Origin of the sequence: Kosakonia sp. LAM2021 (genome assembly GCF_016620385.1) — a bacterium.
In the GTDB taxonomy this organism is placed as follows: domain Bacteria; phylum Pseudomonadota; class Gammaproteobacteria; order Enterobacterales; family Enterobacteriaceae; genus Kosakonia; species Kosakonia sacchari.
Genome location: NZ_JAENHT010000003.1, coordinates 102,904 through 122,244, shown reverse-complemented (window position 1 = coordinate 122,244; position 19,341 = coordinate 102,904). Strand labels below are relative to the sequence as shown.

18 protein-coding genes are annotated in these 19,341 nt (G+C 57.6%); 6 read left to right on the top strand and 12 right to left on the bottom strand.

All coding sequences use genetic code 11. From position 1 onward, the window contains the following. Nucleotides 1–86 precede the first annotated feature (86 nt). Nucleotides 87–1,175, top strand: coding sequence for an oxidoreductase (locus JKP81_RS09325; protein WP_200551518.1), 1,089 nt, complete (start codon nt 87–89; stop codon nt 1,173–1,175). 54 nt (nt 1,176–1,229) lie between these two features. Here the strand turns inward: JKP81_RS09325 and betA are convergent, their stop codons facing one another. The 3 genes from betA to betI are packed head-to-tail and all read right to left on the bottom strand — an operon-like array spanning nt 1,230 to nt 5,017. Beyond that, on the bottom strand, nt 1,230–2,909 hold the full coding sequence (betA, locus tag JKP81_RS09320; RefSeq protein WP_200551517.1) for a choline dehydrogenase: 1,680 nt from the start codon (nt 2,907–2,909) through the stop codon (nt 1,230–1,232). 26 nt (nt 2,910–2,935) lie between these two features. Beyond that, on the bottom strand, nt 2,936–4,408 hold the full coding sequence (gene betB, locus JKP81_RS09315; RefSeq protein ID WP_200551516.1) for a betaine-aldehyde dehydrogenase: 1,473 nt from the start codon (nt 4,406–4,408) through the stop codon (nt 2,936–2,938). A gap of 12 nt (nt 4,409–4,420) precedes the next feature. Next, nucleotides 4,421–5,017, bottom strand: a complete 597-nt coding sequence (betI, locus tag JKP81_RS09310) for a transcriptional regulator BetI (RefSeq protein WP_200551515.1) — start codon at nt 5,015–5,017, stop codon at nt 4,421–4,423. Between the two features lie 239 nt (nt 5,018–5,256). Here betI and JKP81_RS09305 point away from each other — a divergent pair, with 239 nt between their 5' ends. The 3 genes from JKP81_RS09305 to JKP81_RS09295 all read left to right on the top strand — a co-directional run bounded on the left by JKP81_RS09305 (nt 5,257) and on the right by JKP81_RS09295 (nt 7,948). Continuing rightward, on the top strand, nt 5,257–7,287 hold the full coding sequence (locus JKP81_RS09305) for a choline transporter (protein ID WP_200551514.1): 2,031 nt from the start codon (nt 5,257–5,259) through the stop codon (nt 7,285–7,287). Between the two features lie 103 nt (nt 7,288–7,390). Continuing rightward, nucleotides 7,391–7,663, top strand: coding sequence for a CopG family ribbon-helix-helix protein (locus JKP81_RS09300; protein ID WP_086871384.1), 273 nt, complete (start codon nt 7,391–7,393; stop codon nt 7,661–7,663). Between the two features lie 9 nt (nt 7,664–7,672). Continuing rightward, on the top strand, nt 7,673–7,948 hold the full coding sequence (locus JKP81_RS09295; protein ID WP_200551513.1) for a type II toxin-antitoxin system RelE/ParE family toxin: 276 nt from the start codon (nt 7,673–7,675) through the stop codon (nt 7,946–7,948). Nucleotides 7,949–7,976: 28 nt separating this feature from the next. Here the strand turns inward: JKP81_RS09295 and JKP81_RS09290 are convergent, their stop codons facing one another. Continuing rightward, nucleotides 7,977–8,564 carry a TetR/AcrR family transcriptional regulator gene (locus JKP81_RS09290; RefSeq protein ID WP_200551512.1) on the bottom strand — a complete coding sequence of 196 codons (588 nt, stop codon included), beginning with the start codon at nt 8,562–8,564 and terminating at the stop codon, nt 7,977–7,979. Nucleotides 8,565–8,674: 110 nt separating this feature from the next. On the opposite strand from JKP81_RS09290, the gene JKP81_RS09285 reads away from it, so the two are divergent. Next, nucleotides 8,675–9,418 (top strand): SDR family NAD(P)-dependent oxidoreductase, encoded by a 744-nt coding sequence (locus tag JKP81_RS09285; protein ID WP_200551511.1) that lies wholly within the window; start codon nt 8,675–8,677, stop codon nt 9,416–9,418. 118 nt (nt 9,419–9,536) lie between these two features. Here JKP81_RS09285 and JKP81_RS09280 read toward each other — a convergent pair whose 3' ends face one another. The 7 genes from JKP81_RS09280 to entC form a co-directional block, all read right to left on the bottom strand. Next, nucleotides 9,537–9,734: a YbdD/YjiX family protein gene (locus JKP81_RS09280; RefSeq protein WP_017455812.1), complete on the bottom strand. Its 198-nt coding sequence runs from the start codon at nt 9,732–9,734 to the stop codon at nt 9,537–9,539. 20 nt (nt 9,735–9,754) lie between these two features. Next, a complete protein-coding gene (cstA, locus tag JKP81_RS09275; protein ID WP_200551510.1) occupies nt 9,755–11,860 on the bottom strand; it encodes a pyruvate/proton symporter CstA in 2,106 nt (701 codons plus the stop codon). 168 nt (nt 11,861–12,028) lie between these two features. Continuing rightward, nucleotides 12,029–12,442, bottom strand: coding sequence for a proofreading thioesterase EntH (gene entH / locus JKP81_RS09270; protein ID WP_200551509.1), 414 nt, complete (start codon nt 12,440–12,442; stop codon nt 12,029–12,031). Further along, nucleotides 12,443–13,198 (bottom strand): 2,3-dihydro-2,3-dihydroxybenzoate dehydrogenase EntA, encoded by a 756-nt coding sequence (gene entA / locus JKP81_RS09265; RefSeq protein WP_200551508.1) that lies wholly within the window; start codon nt 13,196–13,198, stop codon nt 12,443–12,445. Beyond that, on the bottom strand, nt 13,198–14,049 hold the full coding sequence (locus JKP81_RS09260; protein WP_200551507.1) for an isochorismatase: 852 nt from the start codon (nt 14,047–14,049) through the stop codon (nt 13,198–13,200). The genes entA and JKP81_RS09260 overlap by 1 nt, the downstream gene beginning before the upstream one ends. Before the next feature lie 10 nt (nt 14,050–14,059). Further along, the gene (entE, locus tag JKP81_RS09255; protein ID WP_200551506.1) at nt 14,060–15,670 is read right to left on the bottom strand and encodes a (2,3-dihydroxybenzoyl)adenylate synthase EntE; all 1,611 of its coding nucleotides are present in this window, start codon (nt 15,668–15,670) and stop codon (nt 14,060–14,062) included. A gap of 9 nt (nt 15,671–15,679) precedes the next feature. Next, a complete protein-coding gene (entC, locus tag JKP81_RS09250; protein WP_200551505.1) occupies nt 15,680–16,855 on the bottom strand; it encodes an isochorismate synthase EntC in 1,176 nt (391 codons plus the stop codon). Nucleotides 16,856–17,041: 186 nt separating this feature from the next. Here entC and fepB point away from each other — a divergent pair, with 186 nt between their 5' ends. Then, complete coding sequence (fepB, locus tag JKP81_RS09245) at nt 17,042–18,001, top strand: Fe2+-enterobactin ABC transporter substrate-binding protein (protein ID WP_200551504.1); 960 nt, start codon at nt 17,042–17,044, stop codon at nt 17,999–18,001. Here fepB and entS read toward each other — a convergent pair whose 3' ends face one another. Next, nucleotides 18,002–19,243 carry an enterobactin transporter EntS gene (gene entS, locus JKP81_RS09240; RefSeq protein WP_200551503.1) on the bottom strand — a complete coding sequence of 414 codons (1,242 nt, stop codon included), beginning with the start codon at nt 19,241–19,243 and terminating at the stop codon, nt 18,002–18,004. Nucleotides 19,244–19,341: the final 98 nt, after the last annotated feature.

Here is a 19,341-nt window from a genome sequence, read left to right as displayed (position 1 = left end):
ATGCATAAGATAAAGCTAAAAATTATTAGCCATCCGGATGTCCAGACATAACATCGGGTTAGCGATCACGCACAAGGACACAACACATGAACAGCACTGATATCCGCGTCGTACCCGGCCCGGCCAACTACTTTTCCCACGCCGGTAGCCTCGCGCGGCTGCACGATTTCTTCAGCGAAGAACAACTGGCGCGCGCAGTATGGATCTATGGCGAGCGCGCCTTTGCCGGGGCTAAAGCGTTTTTGCCGCAAGGGTTTAACGCGCCAGGTGCAAAACACATTTTGTTTAAAGGCCACTGCAGCGAACACGACGTGAGCGAACTGGCGCAGCAGGCGGGCGACGATCGCGCAGTGGTGATTGGGCTTGGTGGCGGCGCGCTATTGGATACCGCCAAAGCGGTGGCGCGCCGTCTCGGTTTGCCGGTGGTTGCCATTCCGACCATTGCCGCCACCTGCGCGGCATGGACGCCGCTGTCGGTCTGGTATAACGATGCCGGCCAAGCGCTGCACTTTGAGATCTTCGACGACGCCAATTTCCTGGTGCTGGTGGAACCGCAAATCATCCTCCATGCGCCTGCGGAATACTTGCTGGCGGGCATCGGCGATACGCTGGCGAAATGGTATGAAGCGGTGGTGTTAGCGCCACAGCCGGAAACGCTGCCGCTCACCGTGCGTCTGGGCATTAACGGCGCGCTGGCGATCCGCGATGTGTTGCTGGAAAGCAGTGAACAAGCCCTTGCCGACCAGCAGCGTGGCGACGAGACGCAGCCATTTCGCGATGTGGTGGATGCGATTATTGCCGGTGGCGGGATGGTTGGCGGGCTGGGCGAACGTTACACCCGCGTAGCCGCCGCACACGCGGTACACAACGGGTTAACGGTGCTGCCGCAAACAGAGAAGTTCCTGCACGGCACCAAAGTGGCGTACGGCATTCTGGTACAAAGCGCCCTGCTCGGCCAGGACGATGTGCTGGCACAGTTGATTAACGCCTATCAGCGCTTCAACCTGCCGACAACGCTTGCGGAACTGGAGGTGGATATCAATAACCGCGCGGAGTTGGATAGGGTGATTGCTCACACTCTGCGCCCGGTGGAGTCGATTCACTACCTGCCGGTGAAACTCTCCGCCGATACGCTGCGCGCGGCGTTTGAAAAAGTGGAAGCGCTGTCGCGCTAATCGTTCTTGCTGGCGTAATGCCGCCGGTAAGGAGCTTACCGGCGGCATTTTCTTTTACGCCCGCAGCGGTGTGCCGCGAACCGGGCGATCGCCCGCGACAAAGTAATCCGCATTGCTGCGCGGCAGCGGCGTGCGGCCACGGATGTTATCGGCAATCTTCTCGCCAATCATAATGGTGGTGGCATTGAGGTTACCGGTGATGATCAGCGGCATGATCGAGGCATCCACCACGCGCAAGGCGTCCAGCCCGTGAACACGTCCTTCACCATCAACCACCGCCATCTCATCGCTGCCCATTTTGCAGGTGCCGCACGGGTGATACGCGGTTTCCGCATGGTTACGCACAAACTCATCCAGTTGCTCATCGCTCTGGCACTCAATGCCCGGGCTGATTTCCCGCCCGCGATATTTGTCCAGCGCCGGCTGGTTGATGATTTGCCGGGTAATGCGAATCGCATCGCGGAACTCGTGCCAGTCCTGCTCATGCGCCATGTAATTAAACTGGATCGCCGGATGCTGGCGCGGATCGCGCGATTTCAGACGCACAAAACCCCGGCTTGGCGAACGCATGGAACCCACGTGGCACTGGAAGCCATGCGCTTCAACCGCATTTGAGCCGTTGTAGTTAATTGCCACTGGCAGGAAGTGGTACTGAATATTCGGCCAGGCGAACTCATCGCGGCTGCGGATAAACCCGCCGCCCTCAAACTGGTTGCTGGCACCAATGCCGGTGCCGTTGAACAGCCACTCCGCACCGATTTTCGGCTGGTTCCACCACTTCAGCGCCGGGTAGAGCGACACCGGCTCTTTGCACTCATATTGCAGGTACATTTCCAGGTGATCCTGCAAGTTTTCGCCCACGCCCGGTAAATCGTGCACCAGCGGAATATCAAACTGTTTGAGCAGCTCAGCGGCACCGACGCCGGAGCGCTGCAAAATTTGCGGCGAGGCAATCGCTCCCGCGCAGAGCAGCACTTCCCGGCGCGCATGCACTTCATGCAGCGTGTCGCTGGAACCGTGCAAATAGGCCACGCCAGTCGCGCGTTTGCCGTCGAACAGAATGCGATCGGTGGTGGCATGAGTAATGATTTTCAGGTTCGGCCGCGTTTTCGCCATGTCGAGATAGCCGCGCGCGGTGCTGGAGCGGCGGCCTTTCGGCGTGACAAAGCGATCCATCGGGCCAAAACCTTCCTGCTGATAGCCGTTAAGATCGTCAGTGCGTGGGTAACCGGCCTGTACGCCCGCCTCGATCATCGCGGCAAATAACGGATTATTGCCCGGTTTGCAGGTGGTGATGCTAACCGGCCCGTCGCCGCCGTGGTAGTCGTTGGCGCCAATATCGCGCGTTTCCGATTTACGGTAATAGGGCAGACAGTCGCGGTAGGTCCAGTGCTCAAGACCCGGCTGCTGCGCCCAGTTATCGAGGTCCATCGCGTTGCCGCGCACGTAGCACATGCCGTTAATCAGCGATGAACCGCCCAGCCCTTTACCGCGCCCGCACTCCATGCGGCGATTATTCATGTGCGGCTCAGGTTCCGTTTCATAGGCCCAGTTGTAGCGCGTCCCCTGCAAAGGGTAAGCCAGCGCCGCAGGCATCTGCGTACGAAAATCAAAACGGTAATCGGGACCGCCCGCTTCGAGCAGCAGTACATTGACATCGCTCTCTTCGGTCAGTCTTGTTGCCAAAACGTTCCCTGCGGATCCGGCTCCAATGATGATGTAATCAAATTCCATTCGTCGCTCCTCAGGTTAAAACTTTTTCAAAATACGGACTGAAAACGGCTCAGTTCGAGCTGGACGGATTTGACCTGCGTATAGTTTTGCAGCGTCATCAGGCCGTTTTCGCGCCCGATGCCAGAATGCTTGTAACCGCCCACCGGCATTTCGGCGGCGGATTCGCCCCAGGTGTTGATCCAGCAGATCCCCGCTTCAATCTGGTGAATGACGCGGTGCGCACGGTTAAGATCCTGCGTCACCACCCCCGCCGCCAGACCGTAATCGGTGGCGTTGGCGCGGCGCACCGCTTCTTCTTCGTGCTCATAGCTCAGAATCGACATCACCGGGCCGAAGATCTCTTCGCGCACGATGGTCATCTCGTCGCGGCAATCGGTAAATACAGTGGGTTCTACCCACGCACCGTGGTCAAACTCACCGCCGGTCAGACGTTTACCGCCGCACAGCAGGCGCGTGCCTTCGTTGATGCCGCTTTCGATATAACGCATCACGTTGTCGCGGTGTGCGAAGCTGACCAGCGGCCCGAAATTGGTGTTCAGATCGTTGACATTACCGGCTTTAATGCGCGCCACGCGCGCAACAATTTTCGCTTCGAACGCACTCTGCAAGGCCTTCGGAATAAACACGCGCGTGCCGTTGGTGCATACCTGGCCGGAGCTATAGAAGTTCGCCATCATGGCGATATCGGCGGCGAGATCGAGATCGGCGTCGTCAAAGATAATCAGCGGCGATTTCCCGCCCAGCTCCATGGTCACCTCTTTCAGCGTCGAGCCAGCCGCATTCGCCATCACTTTCTTACCGCTGGCAACGCCGCCGGTGAAAGAGACTTTGTCGATGCCCGGATGGTCAGTCAGCAACTGGCCGGTTACCGCGCCGCTGCCGTTCAGCACGTTAAATACGCCATCTGGCACACCCGCTTCGCTGTAAATCTCCGCCAGCTTCAGCGCGGTGAGCGGTGTGACTTCGCTCGGTTTGAAGATCATCGCGTTTCCGGCCGCCAGCGCAGGGGCGGATTTCCACAACGCAATCTGAATCGGGTAGTTCCACGCGCCAATCCCGGCCACCACGCCAAGCGGCTCGCGGCGGGTATAGACAAATGAGGTTTCACGCAGCGGAATTTGCTGACCTTCAAGCGAGGGGATAAGCCCCGCGTAATACTCCAGCACATCCGCGCCGGTGACGATATCGACGGCCTGGGTTTCACTTAGCGGTTTACCGGTGTCCAGCGTTTCCAGCGCCGCCAGTTCATCATTGCGTTCACGCAGAATATCGACGGCGCGGCGCAGGATGCGCGAGCGCTCCATTGCGGTCATCGCGGCCCAGATTTTCTGCCCTTTTTGCGCGCTGGCAACGGCGCGATCGACATCGGCCTGCCCGGCTTCGTGCACCTCGGCCAGCACCTCGCCGTTCGCCGGGTTGATGGTCTGGAATGTGGTACCCGCCGCAGCCGGGACGTATTGACCATGGATATAGAGCTGCTGTTCTGCGAATCGGGACATACTTCCTCCTTCTCAGTGATTCGTCGCGCCAGCCAGTTGCTGGCGAATAAATTGGGTGGTGAGCGTTCTGGCAATGTCCAGGTTAAAGGGCTTGCCGCTCAACGCCGCGCGTAGCCAAAGTCCATCGATCAGCGAAGCAAGGCCATGCGCCGCCAGCCGTGCCTGTTCACGCGGCAGATCGCGGCGAAACTCCGCCGCCAGCGTGGAAAACAGCCGGCGGCTGCTGACGCGCTCCAGGCGACCCAACTGCGGCTGATGCATGCTGCTGGCCCAGAAATCGAGCCAGGCTTTCATCGCCGCGCTGTGCACCTGGCTGTCATCAAAATTCCCTTCGACAATCGCCAGCAAACGCGTTTCGGTACTGGCCTGTGCGAGGGGTTTTAATCGCTGTGCCACGGCGTCGCGCAACTGGCGGGTGATGTCGCGCATGGTCGCTTCCAGCAGACCATTTTTGTCCTTGAAGTAGTGGCTGATGATGCCGGTCGATACGCCAGCGCGGCGCGCAATCTGCGCAATCGTGGCATCGTTAATGCCCACTTCATTAATGGTACTCAGGGTCGCATCAATTAGCTGCCGACGGCGTATCGGCTGCATTCCCACCTTTGGCATGGCTCCATCTCCACCGCAATGTAAGGGCCTTATTTAATCTTTTTTTGATTGCACGTTCAATATAAAAAAAGATTTTGTTAGGATACTGTGCTTCAATTGTTAAATAAACGAAGCGGGAATGTGTAAGCTGAACACGGCGAAACAAACCGCGAGAAAAGAGAGGAACAAGCGCGATAAAACAACCGATGTTATTAAGTTAATCTTTTGAAAAATTACAGGAAATTAACCAGAGGTAACCGATGATTAATCCACCTGCCAGTGAAAAAGACAGAATCAATCCCGTGGTGTTTTACACCTCTGCCGGACTGATTCTGACATTTTCACTGGTCACCATTTTGTACAGCGATTTTGCCGCTGCCTGGATCCAGACCACCGTTAACTGGGTGTCATCCACCTTTGGCTGGTATTACATGCTGGCCGCGACGCTGTATATCGTCTTTGTGGTCTATATGGCCTGCTCACGCTACGGCGCCATCAAACTCGGGCCGGAGCAGTCCAAGCCGGAGTTCAGTTTGCTGAGCTGGTCGGCGATGCTGTTTGCCGCCGGGATCGGTATCGATTTGATGTTTTTCTCGGTGGCGGAGCCGGTCACGCAGTATATGCAGCCACCGGAAGGCGCAGGCCAAACGATGGAAGCCGCGCGTCAGGCAATGGTATGGACACTGTTCCACTACGGTTTAACCGGCTGGTCGATGTATGCGCTGATGGGCATAGCACTGGGCTACTTCAGCTATCGCTATAACCTGCCGCTCACTATTCGTTCGGCGCTATACCCGATTTTCGGCAAACGCATTAACGGCCCGATTGGTCACACGGTGGATATTGCCGCGGTGATCGGCACCATTTTTGGTATCGCGACCACGCTCGGCATTGGCGTGGTACAGCTGAATTACGGTTTAAAAGTGCTGTTCGATGTGCCGGAAGGGCTAACCGCGCAGATGGCGCTGATTGTGCTGTCGGTGGTGATCGCCACCATTTCGGTCACCTCCGGGGTGGATAAAGGTATTCGCATCCTGTCGGAGCTGAACGTGGCGCTGGCGCTCGGGCTGATCCTGTTCGTGCTGTTTATGGGCAAGACCGATTTTCTGCTCAACGCGCTGGTGCTCAACGTGGGGGATTACATCAACCGCTTTATGGGCATGACGCTGAACACCTTTGCGTTTGATCGTCCGACAGAGTGGATGAACAGCTGGACGCTCTTCTTCTGGGCCTGGTGGGTCGCGTGGTCGCCGTTTGTCGGGCTGTTCCTCGCGCGAATTTCCCGTGGGCGCACTATTCGCGAGTTCGTGCTCGGCACGCTGATCATTCCGTTTACCTTCACCCTGCTGTGGTTGTCGGTGTTTGGTAACGCCGCGCTGTATGAAATCATTCACGGTGATGCGGGGTTCGCCCAGGAGGTTATCTCCCATGCCGAACGCGGTTTCTACAGCCTGCTGGCGCAGTACCCGGCGTTTAAACTCAGTGCTTCTGTCGCCACCATTACCGGCCTGCTGTTTTATGTCACCTCGGCGGATTCCGGCTCGCTGGTGCTGGGCAATTTCACCTCGAAGCTGAAAGATATCAATAGCGATGCGCCAAACTGGCTGCGGATTTTCTGGTCGGTCGCCATCGGCGTGCTGACCATGGGCATGCTGATGACCAATGGTATTTCCGCGCTGCAAAATACCACGGTGATCATGGGGTTGCCGTTCAGTTTTGTGATCTTCTTTATTATGGCCGGGCTGTATAAATCGCTGAAGGTGGAAGATCATCGTCGCGCCAGCGCCAGCCGCGAAACCGCGCCATATATTCCGGCAAGCAACGACCGCCTGAGCTGGAAAAAACGCCTCTCGCGGCTGATGAATTATCCGGGCACGCATTACACCCGGCAGATGATGGAAACAGTGATTTACCCGGCGATGCAGGATGTGGCGAAAGAGCTGGAACTGCGCGGTGGACGCGTATCGCTTGAAAATGTCGCGCCGGAGGAAGGCCAGCCGCTGGGCTATCTGGATCTGCGTGTCCACCTCGGTGAGGAGCAAGATTTTGTCTATCAGGTGTGGCCGCAGCAATATTCCGTACCGGGCTTTACCTACCGCGCACGCAGCGGGAAATCGCACTACTTCCGGCTGGAAACCTTCCTGCTGGAGGGCAGCCAGGGCAATGATCTGATGGATTACAACAAAGAACAGGTGATCATTGACATACTGGATCAGTATGAGCGCCACCTGAACTTTATCCATCTGCACCGCGAAGCGCCGGGGACTAATATCGTCTTTCCTCAGCCATAACCAGACGGGCCACTTCGGTGGCCTGTTTTTCTTGCAAAAGGGTTGAAATCCGACAACCTAATCGATACGATTTTTAAAAAATCACATTGCTTAAGGTGGCAACATGCCTGAGACCAAAGTGCTAACCGCGCATGTCCCAATAGAACTCGCACAAAAAGTTGATTTACTTGCAGAAAGTAGCGAGCGCTCGCGCGGCTGGATAATCAAGCGTGCGCTGGCAGAATATGTCGAGCGCGCGGAGTTGCGACAATCCATGATCCAGCAAGGGCTGGAGGCTGTAGAACGTGGTGAAACGCTCAGTAATGCAGAAGCCACAAATTGGCTTAAAAGTCTGGGTACGGCTAATCCACTCCCCTTACCCACGCCCCGAAAATAGGTATTCTTCATGCAATTAGAATGGACGCTGCTTGCATTACAGGATATCGAAAGGTTATCCCGTTTTTTATTTCTGAAAAATCCCGAAGCGGCGCGAAAAGTCGTCACGATGCTTGCCGATGCGCCAGAACTGCTGTTACTGCATCCACAAATAGGCCCAGCAGATGAAGCATTTTCGCCGCGCGACGTCCGCTCTTTGTTTGTCGGTAGCTACGAGATGATTTACGAACTTACCGACACCCGTATCATTATTCTGCGCGTCTGGCACACCAAAGAAGATCGATAACCCCATCCCTGAAAACCCTGTTTCGGGATTATGCAGGCCACAATCCCATTGCCATACGCGCAATGCCGAGCAGCGTTTCCCGGCTCGCGCCGTCGCGTGCCTGAATCGACATCCCCTGCTGAATGCTGACATACAACCGGGTCAGCGCGTCGATATCGGTGGTTTCAGGTAACTCGCCGCGCTGCTGCGCCTCGCTAAGACGCGCTTTTAGCTGCGCAACGCCGCCATTACGCAACTGACGAACCCGCTCGCCCAGCCGTTCATGGCCTTCGCTGGCAACCGCAGACAGCGTCACCATACAGCCGTGCGGCAAATCACAGCGGGTTAATACGTCTGCCGATCGCTCCAGCCACTGAGCAATGGCTTTTTTCGGCGATGGCTCACTTGCCATATCACCCCAGATTGCTGGTGCAACGCACTGTTCGTAGTGTTGCAACACCTCATCGTAGAGATCTTCTTTACTGCCGAACGCCGCGTATAAGCTCGGCGATTTAATGCCCATCGCCTCATACAGATCGTTCATGGATGTGGCGGTGTACCCCTTCTGCCAGAAGAGTTTCATCGCTTTATTCAACGCCTCGGTACGGTCAAATTCCCGTGGTCTTCCCCGGCTCACTTTCGCCTCCTCACATTTTGTGCTGATCGGTATATTAATAACATTGACGAATACATGGAAGCCTGTTTATTTTAATTATGTATCAATCGACACATAATTCAGGAGCCACCATGTCACATTCACTTGCAGGAAAACGCACGCTGGTCACCGGCGCGAGCCGGGGTCTGGGAAAAGCCATCGCCTTAACGCTGGCGCGGGAAGGGGCGGATGTCGCCATCACCTGGGAAAAATCCGCCGATAAAGCACAAGCTGTTGTGGACGCAATCCGCGCGCTGGGGCGTAACGCCGTGGCGATCCAGGCTAATAGCGCCGAGCCACACGCTGCCCGCGCCGCCGTTGATCAAACCGTGCAGCAACTCGGCGGGCTGGATATTCTGGTCAATAACGCCGGGATAGCGCGCGGCGGCCAGTTAGAAGCGATGTCGCAGGAGGATATCGATGCGATGATCGACGTGAATATTCGCGGCGTGGTCTATTCAACGCAGGCGGCGATTGCCCATCTGCCGGACGGCGGGCGCATTATCAATATCGGCAGTTGCCTTTCCGATCGCGTGCCGTTTAAAGATATCGCCATTTATTCGATGACCAAATCCGCACTGAACTCGTTAACACGCGGGCTGGCGCGGGACTTGGGCTCACGTGGCATTACCGTGAACATGGTTAAACCTGGTTCAACGGACAGCGATATGAACCCGGCGGATGGCGAAGGCGCAGATGAGCAGCGTCGTATGATTGCGCTCGGGCATTACGGTGAAGCGCAGGATATTGCCGAAGCGGTCGCTTTCCTCGCAAGCCCGGCGGCGAAGCAGATTACCGGGGCGGATATTGTTGTTGATGGCGGCACCAACGCCTGATCCCGACGTAAATAACTGGCTTAAAGCTGAAAGCTTCCGGAAGCACCAGCCTGGCTGGGGGTTTTCTGTAGATAAAGAAAAGCGGCGCATGTGCGCCGCTTTTTGAGCAAGACGAGTGTTAACAGCAGCGTGCGCCGCCTTTCCCGCCATAGCGCGCATCCTGACGCTCGCGGAAAAACTCTTCATAGGTCATCGGCGTCTGCTCCGGGTGCGTCACGCGCATATGCTCGACATAGTTGTCGTAATCCGGAACGCCAATCATCATTTTCGCCGCCTGGCCTAAATACTTCCCGGCTTTTGAAAGCGTATCGAACATAATTCCTCCGCGTTACGCGATTAATGCACACCTTTTGCCTGGCCGACAATCTGCTCGACGTCGCCCGGCATTTCCTGGTACGGCGTCTCGTTCGCTGTCGGTTGATCCTCTTTCAGCGCCGCCAGCGCGGTTTTCAGCGAGTAGAACGCCAGTACCACCACCACGACCATAAAGAAGATGGTTAAACCAGCATCAAGGCGGTTGTTAAACACCAGTTGCGCCAGTTGAGACTGGGTATACTGCGCCGGAATATTGCCGCTGTCGATCATCGCCTGGAACTTATTGGCGATGGCCAGGAAGCCGACTTTCGCATCCGGGCTAAAGGCTTTTTGCCAGCCTGCGGTGAGCGTACAAACCAGCAGCCAGGCGGTTGGCAGCAGTGCCACCCACGCGTAACGCTGGCGTTTCATCTTGAACAGCACCACCGCACAGAGCATCAGCGCCATACCTGCCAGCATCTGGTTGGCAATGCCGAACAGTGGCCACAGGGTATTAATGCCGCCAAGCGGATCGACCACGCCCTGATGCAGGAAGTAGCCCCACGCCAGCACACACAAGCCGGTTGCCAGCAGGTTAGCGGGCAGCGATTCCGTGCGTTTGAGGTTCGGCGAAATGACACCGAGTAAATCCTGCAACATAAAGCGCGCTGCGCGTGTCCCGGCATCGACCGCCGTCAGAATAAACAGCGCCTCAAACAGAATGGCGAAGTGATACCAGAACGAGACATCCATCAGGCCGCCGAGCGCACCGTGCAGGATATAAGCCATGCCCACCGCCAGCGTCGGTGCGCCGCCCGCGCGGGAAATGATCGACTGCTCGCCCACTTCGCTGGCAATCTGCCTGAGCGCATCCGGGGTGATACTAAAGCCCCAGCCGCTCACTACTTGCGCCGCCGACGCTACTACATCGGTGGTGCCAGCAGGCGCTAATACCGCCATCGGGCTGTTCATCGCGAAGTAGACGCCCGGATCGATAATGCATGCGGACACCAGCGCCATGATCGCTACGAATGACTCCATCAGCATGCCGCCGTAACCGATAAAGCAAGCCTGCCCTTCACTGGCGAGCATCTTCGGCGTGGTGCCGGAGGAAATCAGCGCATGGAAGCCGGAAACCGCGCCACAGGCGATGGTAATAAACAGGAACGGGAACAAGTTACCGGTCCACACCGGGCCAGTCCCATCGACAAACTTGGTCAGCGCAGGCATGGTCAGTGTCGGGCGCATGATCAGAATGCCAATCGCCAGGCCGATAATGGTGCCGATTTTCAGGAAAGTAGAGAGGTAATCACGCGGTGCCAGTAGCAGCCATACCGGCAGCACCGAGGCGACAAAACCGTAGCCCACCAGCATCCACGTTAGCTGTACACCGGTGAAATCAAAGTACGGTGCAATCGCCGGGTTTGCCGCCACCCAGCCGCCAGAAATAATGGCGAACACCAGCAGTACCAGGCCAATCACCGACACTTCGCCAATCCGCCCGGGGCGCAGATAACGAATGTAGATGCCCATAAAAATCGCCAGCGGAATGGTAAAGGCGACGGTGTAAGTTCCCCACGGGCTGTGAGTCAGCGCTTTGACGACAATCATCGCCAGCACCGCGAGGATAATCACCATGATCATAAAGGTCGCCACCAGCGCAATCACGCCCACGGTCGGCCCCATCTCCGCTTTCACCATCTCACCGAGCGAACGCCCATCGCGGCGGGTGGAGATAAACAGCACCATAAAATCCTGCACCGCACCGGCAAGTACTACGCCTGCGAGGATCCAGATCATGCCTGGTAGATACCCCATCTGCGCCGCCAGCACCGGCCCCACCAGCGGGCCTGCGCCAGCAATCGCCGCAAAATGGTGACCGAACAGCACTTTTTTGTCTGTTGGAACGTAATCAAGACCATCGTTGTAGCGCACCGCCGGAGTCATGCGCGTCGGATCAACCTGCAGCACATTTTTGGCGATATAGAGGCCGTAAAAACGGTAAGCGATAAGGTAGATACAGACCGCGGCAACCACTATCCACAGTGCGTTGATCTGCTCGCCACGATTAAGCGCGATATAGCCGAGGGCAAATGCGCCAACCAGCGACAGCACGCCCCAAATAAGGTATTTCCCTGAGTTGTTCATAGCGGGTATCCGTTGAGAGACAGAGAGATGTTACATTTTGTATCTATATCAACTCGCGGATTTTAACAACTTTGAAACATGGGAAATTTGCCCTGCCGCCAGGCATTTACCTGATTGTGTTAACGGGATCGCAAGATTGCACCCTCTCCCGCTATGGAGAGAGCGAAACTACCCCAGCACCGCCGTGCTGAGACGACAGGTGCAGCAGCGTCGGCCTTGTTCGTCAAACACCACAATTTCCCAGCTCTGGTTCTGCCGACCAAGATGCAGCGGCTGGCAAACGCCGCGCACTTTGCCCTGTGAAACCGAACGGTGATGGGTGGCGTTTAATTCCGTGCCCACCACGCACTGGCCGTCGCGGGTCATCAGATAGCCCGCCATCGATCCCAGCGTTTCCGCCAGCGCCGCCGAGGCACCACCGTGCAGCAGGCCAAACGGTTGATGCGTGCGGCTGTCTACCGGCATTTCCGCTTCAAGGAAATCATCACCGATACGGGTGTAAACCATGGCAAGGTGCGCCACCAGCGTGTTTTCGCTGGTCGCATTCAGTTCTTCAAGCGTTAAATGACGTTTCCAGATCATCTACGCCCCCAGCGTTGAGCCGCCATCCACCAGGATATCCTGCAAAGTGATATGGCTTGCCAGATCGGAAGCGAGGAACAAAATGGTGTTCGCCACTTCCTGCGGACGGGCGATTTTCCCCAGCGGAATGCCGAGCTTGAACTGCTCGCCGAAACCGCGAATGCGCTGTTGTTCAGCGTCATCGCTCATCCATAGCAAACGCTGCATGTCGGTGTCGGTCGATCCTGGCGAGACAATGTTGCAGCGCACATGGCTTGCCGCCAGCTCAAGACCGACGGTGAGTGCCAGGCTTTTCAGCGCCGCTTTCGATGCGCCATACGCGCTCATGCCGATACGCGGTGTGTGCGCCGCGTCGGATGCGACGGTAACAATCGCCCCGCTCTGCTGACGGCGAAATTGCGCCATCGTCTGCTGAAACAGGTTAAACGCGCCGCCAACGTTAATGGCGAAGGTGTTGTGCCAGGCTTGCGCTGTCAGTTCGTCGGTGGCGGCCATATGTAAAACCCCGGCGGCGTTCACCAGCACGTCCAGCCGTTCGCGTTGCGCCAGCACACGCTGGCAAACTGCCTGCACTTGTCCGGCGTCGGCAACGTCCAGCACTTCGCAGGTGAAAGGGTAATCCGTGCCGCCAAAAGCCAGATCGAAACCAGTCACGTGTGCGCCCGCCTCGACGAAGGCTTTCGCCGTGGCATAACCGATGCCTTTACCGGCCCCGGTCACCCAGACAATTTTGCCGGTAAAATCCAGGCTGGCCATTATTTCACCTCGCGGGAAAGCAGCGCCCACCAGGCATCAATGGTCGGGTTTTTCGCCAGCATCACAAAGTCGATATCGCCATGTACTTTGCGCCAGCGCGCGGCGAGCGCCATCATGCGCACAGAATCAAGGCCGTAGTCGATGAGATTCTCGTCATCTAATGGTTCGTCGGATTCATCCAGCAGCGGCAGGATCAGCGCGCGTAATGCCGCTTTGCTGCCCGGCACAGGCAGTAATTCTTGTGTCATCACCACGCGACCAGCACGCCCGGCGACATATTTCAGCGACATCAAATGCTCTTCGCGGCTGAAATCTGCCAGCGCGTCGGCGACCATAAACGGTTTGATATCGCGCATAAACGCATCGGTGGCGGTGGTCATGCAGCCAATATGTGAATAAACGCCAGTGATCAGCAACTGGTTACGGCCGGTCTCTTTGAGCATCTGCTCCAGCGGCGAGCGGTGAAAAGCGCTGTAGCGCCACTTCACCAGCACGGTGTCGGCCTCATCCGGCGCGAGTTGTGCAACAATTTTTTGCTGTTCCGGCGAGCGGGTTAAGCCCGGCCCCCACATATCGTTGAGCAGCGCCCGGTCTTCATCGTTCTGCTCTTTCGGCTGGGCGGTGTAGTAAACCGGAATGTTGCTTTGCTTGCAGAAATCGCGCAGTGCGGCGATGTTCGCCACCACTTGCTGCATCATCGGGCAGTTTTCGCCCCAGAAGTTAACAAAGTAATCCTGCATATCATGGATCAGCAGCGCTGCACGTTCCGGCTCAAACGGCCAGCTCACTTTGTTTTCCGGGATATCGGTCGCGCCAGGCAGCGCGTAGCCCTGTAATTTTGGAATCGCCATCTTCTCTCCTTTACGCCGGTGCGCGTTGCGCTAACCACTGGCGTAACTGTTTTTTATCGACCTTACCCACCGGCGTCAGCGGCAGTGCGTCCACGCACTCCACGCGATCCGGCAGTTTGAACTCGGCAACGCCCTGCTCGCGCAGGAAGCGGCGGATTGCCACCGCGCGTACCGGCGCTTTCACGACCAGATAAGCGCAGCTTTTTTCACCCAGCAGGCTGTCTTCCATGCTGACCAGCGCGGCGTGGATCACCGACTCATGGCGCAGCAGCAGGTTTTCGATCTCCTCGGCGGCAATCTTCTCGCCGCCGCGGTTGATCTGATCTTTTTCACGCCCCTGCACGGTGATATAGCCCTGCTCGTCTACCGAAATCAGATCGCCGGAGCAGTAAAAACCGTTTTCATCGAAGGCGCTGGCATTGTGTTCCGGGCTGTTAAAGTAGCCGCGGAAGGTGTACGGGCCGCGCGTCATCAGGCGGCCAACATGGCCTGGCGGCAGCAGATTGCCGTTTTCATCCGCCACCCACACTTCATCATCCGGGCACATCGGGCGGCCTTGCGTGTTGATAATGCGTTCAAAGGGATCATCCAGACGGGTGTAGTTCACCAGCCCTTCCGCCATACCGAATACCTGCTGCAACTGGCAGCCGATCTCCGCCGGAATACGCGCCGCAAGCGTTGCCGATAAACGCGCCCCGCCGACCTGCAAAAGCCGCAGCGAGGCGAGTTGCGCATTGCTACCCCATTCGGCAATCGCCTGTAACCACAGGCTCACCGCCGGCGGCACCAGCGCAGTGACATTAACCTGGTGTTCTTCAATCAGCGGGAAGCAGAGCGTGGCGCTCGGATCGGCAGCCAGCACCACGCAGCCTTCGGCGTGGAAAACGCCAAGCGCGCCGGGTGAGCTCATCGGGTAGTTGTGCGCCGCAGGCAGCGCGCAGAGATAGCGGGTTTGCGCGCTAAATCCGCAAATCTCGTTACTGCGCACAATGCTGTAGTAGTAATCATTGTGCGTGCGCGGGATAAGTTTTGGCGTGCCGGTACTGCCGCCGGAAAGCTGGAAAAACGCCACTTCATCGGCGGGCGTTGGCGTGGCGATAAAATTATCTGCCGGGCGGGCAATGGCGTTTTCCAGCGCCTGCTCGCCGCTGTCGCCGCGCAGCAGCACGGCGCGCACCGACGGGTGCTGTGCAACAAACGCGGTGAGGAAATGGTCATTCTCGAATAGCGTATGGGCGCGATCGGCAATCAGCAGCGCCGGTGCGATTTGCGTGGCATAAGCGTTCAGTTCACTACGTTGATGGCTGAACAACGCATTCACCGGCACCACGCCGATTTTCAGCAACGCAAAAAAGGTGATGTAGAACTCGCTGACGTTGCCCAGTTGCACCAGCGCGGTTTCCCCGCGCTTGATGCCCTGCGCCTGTAACGCCGAGGCCAGACTGTCTGAGGCAGCGTTGAGCTGACGGTAACTGTAGCGCCGTTCACCGTCAATCACCGCGGTGGCGTCGCTGTGCGCGTGGCGGGTTAAAATATCGGTCAGCGGTAAATCCTGCCAGTAGCCCTTTTCACGGTAACGCTCTGCAAACTCGTGCGGCCAGCGGGTAAAAGGAATGGTCATGGTTGATCCTCAATGCAAACCAAATGCGTTCAGCATGGTGGCCAGCTTGACGCCGGTTTCGCGCCACTCTGAAAGCGGCGAAGAGGCCGGAACAATCCCGGCACCGGCGAACAGCCGAACCTGGTTATCGTGAAGCCGTGCGCAGCGAATAGTGACCACCCACTCGCCGTTACCTTCGGCGTCGCACCAGCCAACGATGCCGCCAAACAGCTCGCGGTTGAACGGCTCCAGCTCGGCAATCACCTGTTTCGCCACCTGGTGCGGGAAGCCGCTCAGAGCAGGCGTCGGGTGCAGCAGGCAAGCCAGCGTCAGCGCGTTTCCCCCGGCTAATGCGGTGCCGGTGATCGGCGTGGCCAGGTGCCATAAAGTGGGGGTAGTGACCAGTTGCGGTGATTCCGGCAACGTCAGAGTTTGGCTGCGCGGTTGCAGCACGTTTTTCATCGCCTGGGTCACCAGTTCGTGTTCGTGCCGGTCTTTTTCCGAAGCCAGCAGCTTGTTGCCCGCTTCGCGGTCAAGAATGTCGTCCGGCTGACGGCGAGCGGAACCGGCTAACGGCAGAGAACTGAAGTGCTCCTGCTCTTTACGCAGCAACAATTCCGGGCTTGCGCCCAGTAGCACGCCGCCATCCGGCAGCGGAACGTGGAAGTTGAAACTGGCCGGGTTCTGGGCAATCAGGCGCTCCAGCAGCACGCCGCTGTCGATACGGCTATCAGTGGTTAACTCAATCAGACGTGAGAGCACCACTTTGTCGACTTCCGGCGTGGCGGTGCGGGCGGCGGCGTTCGCCACCATCTGCATAAACGTCTCCTGCGGCGGGATCGCCTGCTGCGCCGTGATGTTCGGCATCGCGCCGCTGGTGAAATAGCGCGCAGATCGCTGTTTCTCCGGGCGGGAGAAGGTTTGCCAGCTGTGCGGGATAAACAGCGCAGACGGCTGCGTGGTATCGAACGGGATCGCCCCCACCATCACCGGGCGGGCAATGCCCTGCGCTTTCGCATCGGCAAAGGCTTGCGCCAGCTTTTGCTGGAAAGCGCTGTCGGGCGCATCACCCCCCGCGGCAGGCGCGCAGAGACGCGCCACGCACCCGGAGGTGGTGAAACTGCGGTACGGCGACATAAAGAAAAACTGATCCGCGGCCAGCGTATTCGCAGACTGCCGGGTTTCCTCAGCCAGGGACGTATCCATATCATCCTCCAACAATGATAAATGAACTAAGAATGATTATCATTTGTGTTTTGTCGCAGTAAGATAAAAAGTTATGCCCCGCTCTGTCAACAGCAGATTCGTCGCCCGCAGCGCTAATGCTTGCATCTGCTTCATTCAACGATGAAAATGAGAAGCATTAACCTCAACAAAAACAGGATACGCGTTGTGAGATTCTCTTTATGGAGCCGTAAGCCCTTAGTGTTTTTGAGTATTTTTGTTTTAGGACTAACCTCAGCCACCGCCGCCGACTGGCCTCGCCAGGTAACCGACAGCCACGGAACACACACCCTTACCAGCAAGCCGCTGCGCATTGTTTCCACCAGCGTGACGCTCACCGGTTCGCTACTGGCGATTGACGCGCCGGTTATCGCCAGCGGCGCGACCACGCCAAATAATCGTTTCGCCGACGAACAGGGTTTTCTGCGCCAGTGGGGCGACATCGCCAGACAGCGCAATGTCGCGCGTCTCTACATAGGTGAACCCAACGCTGAAGCCGTTGCCGCGCAGATGCCGGATTTAATCCTGATCAGCGCCACCGGCGGCGACTCAGCCCTGGCGCTTTATGATCAGCTCTCGACCATCGCCCCGACGCTTATCATCAACTACGACGACAAAAGCTGGCAGGCGTTGTTAACGCAGCTTGGCGAAATCACCGGTCACGAAAAAGAGGCGGCGGCGCGTATCAGCCAGTTCAATCAACAGCTTGCTGAGGTTAAAGCCCGCATGAAACTGCCACCGCAGCCGGTCACCGCGCTGGTTTATACTCCGGCGGCGCACGGCGCTAATCTGTGGACTGAAGAGTCCGCGCAGGGAAAATTGATGCAGCAGCTGGGCTTCGCCCTCGCGCCGTTACCGGCGAATCTGCACACCAGCCAGAGCCAGGGGAAACGTCATGACATCGTTCAGTTAGGCGGCGAGAATCTGGCCGCCGGGCTGAATGGCGAAGCGCTGTTCCTGTTTGCCAGCGACCAGAAAGACGCGGACGCGCTCAGCCAGAACCCATTACTGGCGCACCTGCCAGCAGTTCATAACCACCGTGTGTACGCGCTGGGTGCGGAAACGTTCCGCCTTGATTACTACAGCGCCACCCGCGTGTTACAACGTTTGTCGGCGCTGTTTGGTTAATCAGGCTTCCGCGGCGGGCTGCGCCTGGCGAAAACGCCGCAGCTCGCCGAGCACCATCACCAGCAACACGCCCACTATCGCCAGCACAAAACCGCTGATGCTCGCCGACGAAACCGGCGTCATCATCGACGCCATCGCGCCAAGTAACGCCGCGCCGATGGCGTCGCCCGTGACGTTTTGCGCCGTCCATAAGCCGTTAATTCGCCCGAGCATCGCTTCCGGGGTTTGCGTTTGCAGCAGCGTGTATTGCAGCAGCGAACTCACCGCCGTCAGCCAGCCGCACAGCGCCAGAAACAGCACGCCCAGCGCCCAGATGGGCATCAGGCTGAATAAACCGATAGCGATAAACGCGCCAACAGACGCCAGCAGCATAATCACGCCGGGGCGTTCGCTGTGCGCCAGCCTGCCGCTGGTTAACGCGCCAATGGCCGCACCGAGCGGCAGCGCAGCATACAGCAAGCCAATTTCGGCCGCCGACATGTTCCAGCTTATCGCCAGCGCCGGGTAGAGTACGCGCACCGCGCTTGCCATCGTCAATAGCCCGCCAAGCAGCGCGATGCCGCCAATCAATGGGTTATGCAGTAAAAATTGCAGCGCGGTAAGGAGCGATTTCAGCGGGTGCTCGCGCGGTTGTGGCGGTGGCGGTAATGCAGGCAGGCTCAGTAACGGCAACAGGGTGATAAACGTGCCCGCCGCTGCCAGCCCGTAGTTCCACGCCACGCCGCCGGTCGCCAGCAGCAAACCGCCGCACATTGGCGAAATAACGGAACCCAGCCGCACCGTCAGCATAGTGATTGCGCCGGCATGCATCAGGTTTTCACGCCCGACCAGCGCCGGTGTCGCCGCCAGCAGCGCCGTCACGCCCAGCGCGCCGAAAAAACCATCCCACAAACCGAGCAGATAAATTGCCAGCAACGAAGGCGCCGGCAACAACGCATTCAGAAACAGGCCGATAAAGCCGACGCCGCAGGTGGAACGCGCCAGCAGAATCAGTTTTTTGCGCTCAAATCGATCCGCTAAAACACCGCCAAACATCAGGCCGACAAACATGGCGCTGCCGGTCAGCGTGACGGCAAGGCCAACTTGCCAGCTGGAGTGGGTCATCGCCTGGATTTGTACCGGCACCGCCACGCCCAATAAACCCAGCGAGAGAATCGAGATAAAACGCGCCAGAAATACCGCGCGAAAAGCCGGATGCGTACGCAGCAGGCTCAGGTTCAACAGCCAGGATTGTTGCTTCATTCCAATGCCTTAAATACACACTTTCTATGTCCATTCGCAGGCTGCGCATGGTAACATATCAAAACAAGATCGATAACGATAATTACTATCATTATCAA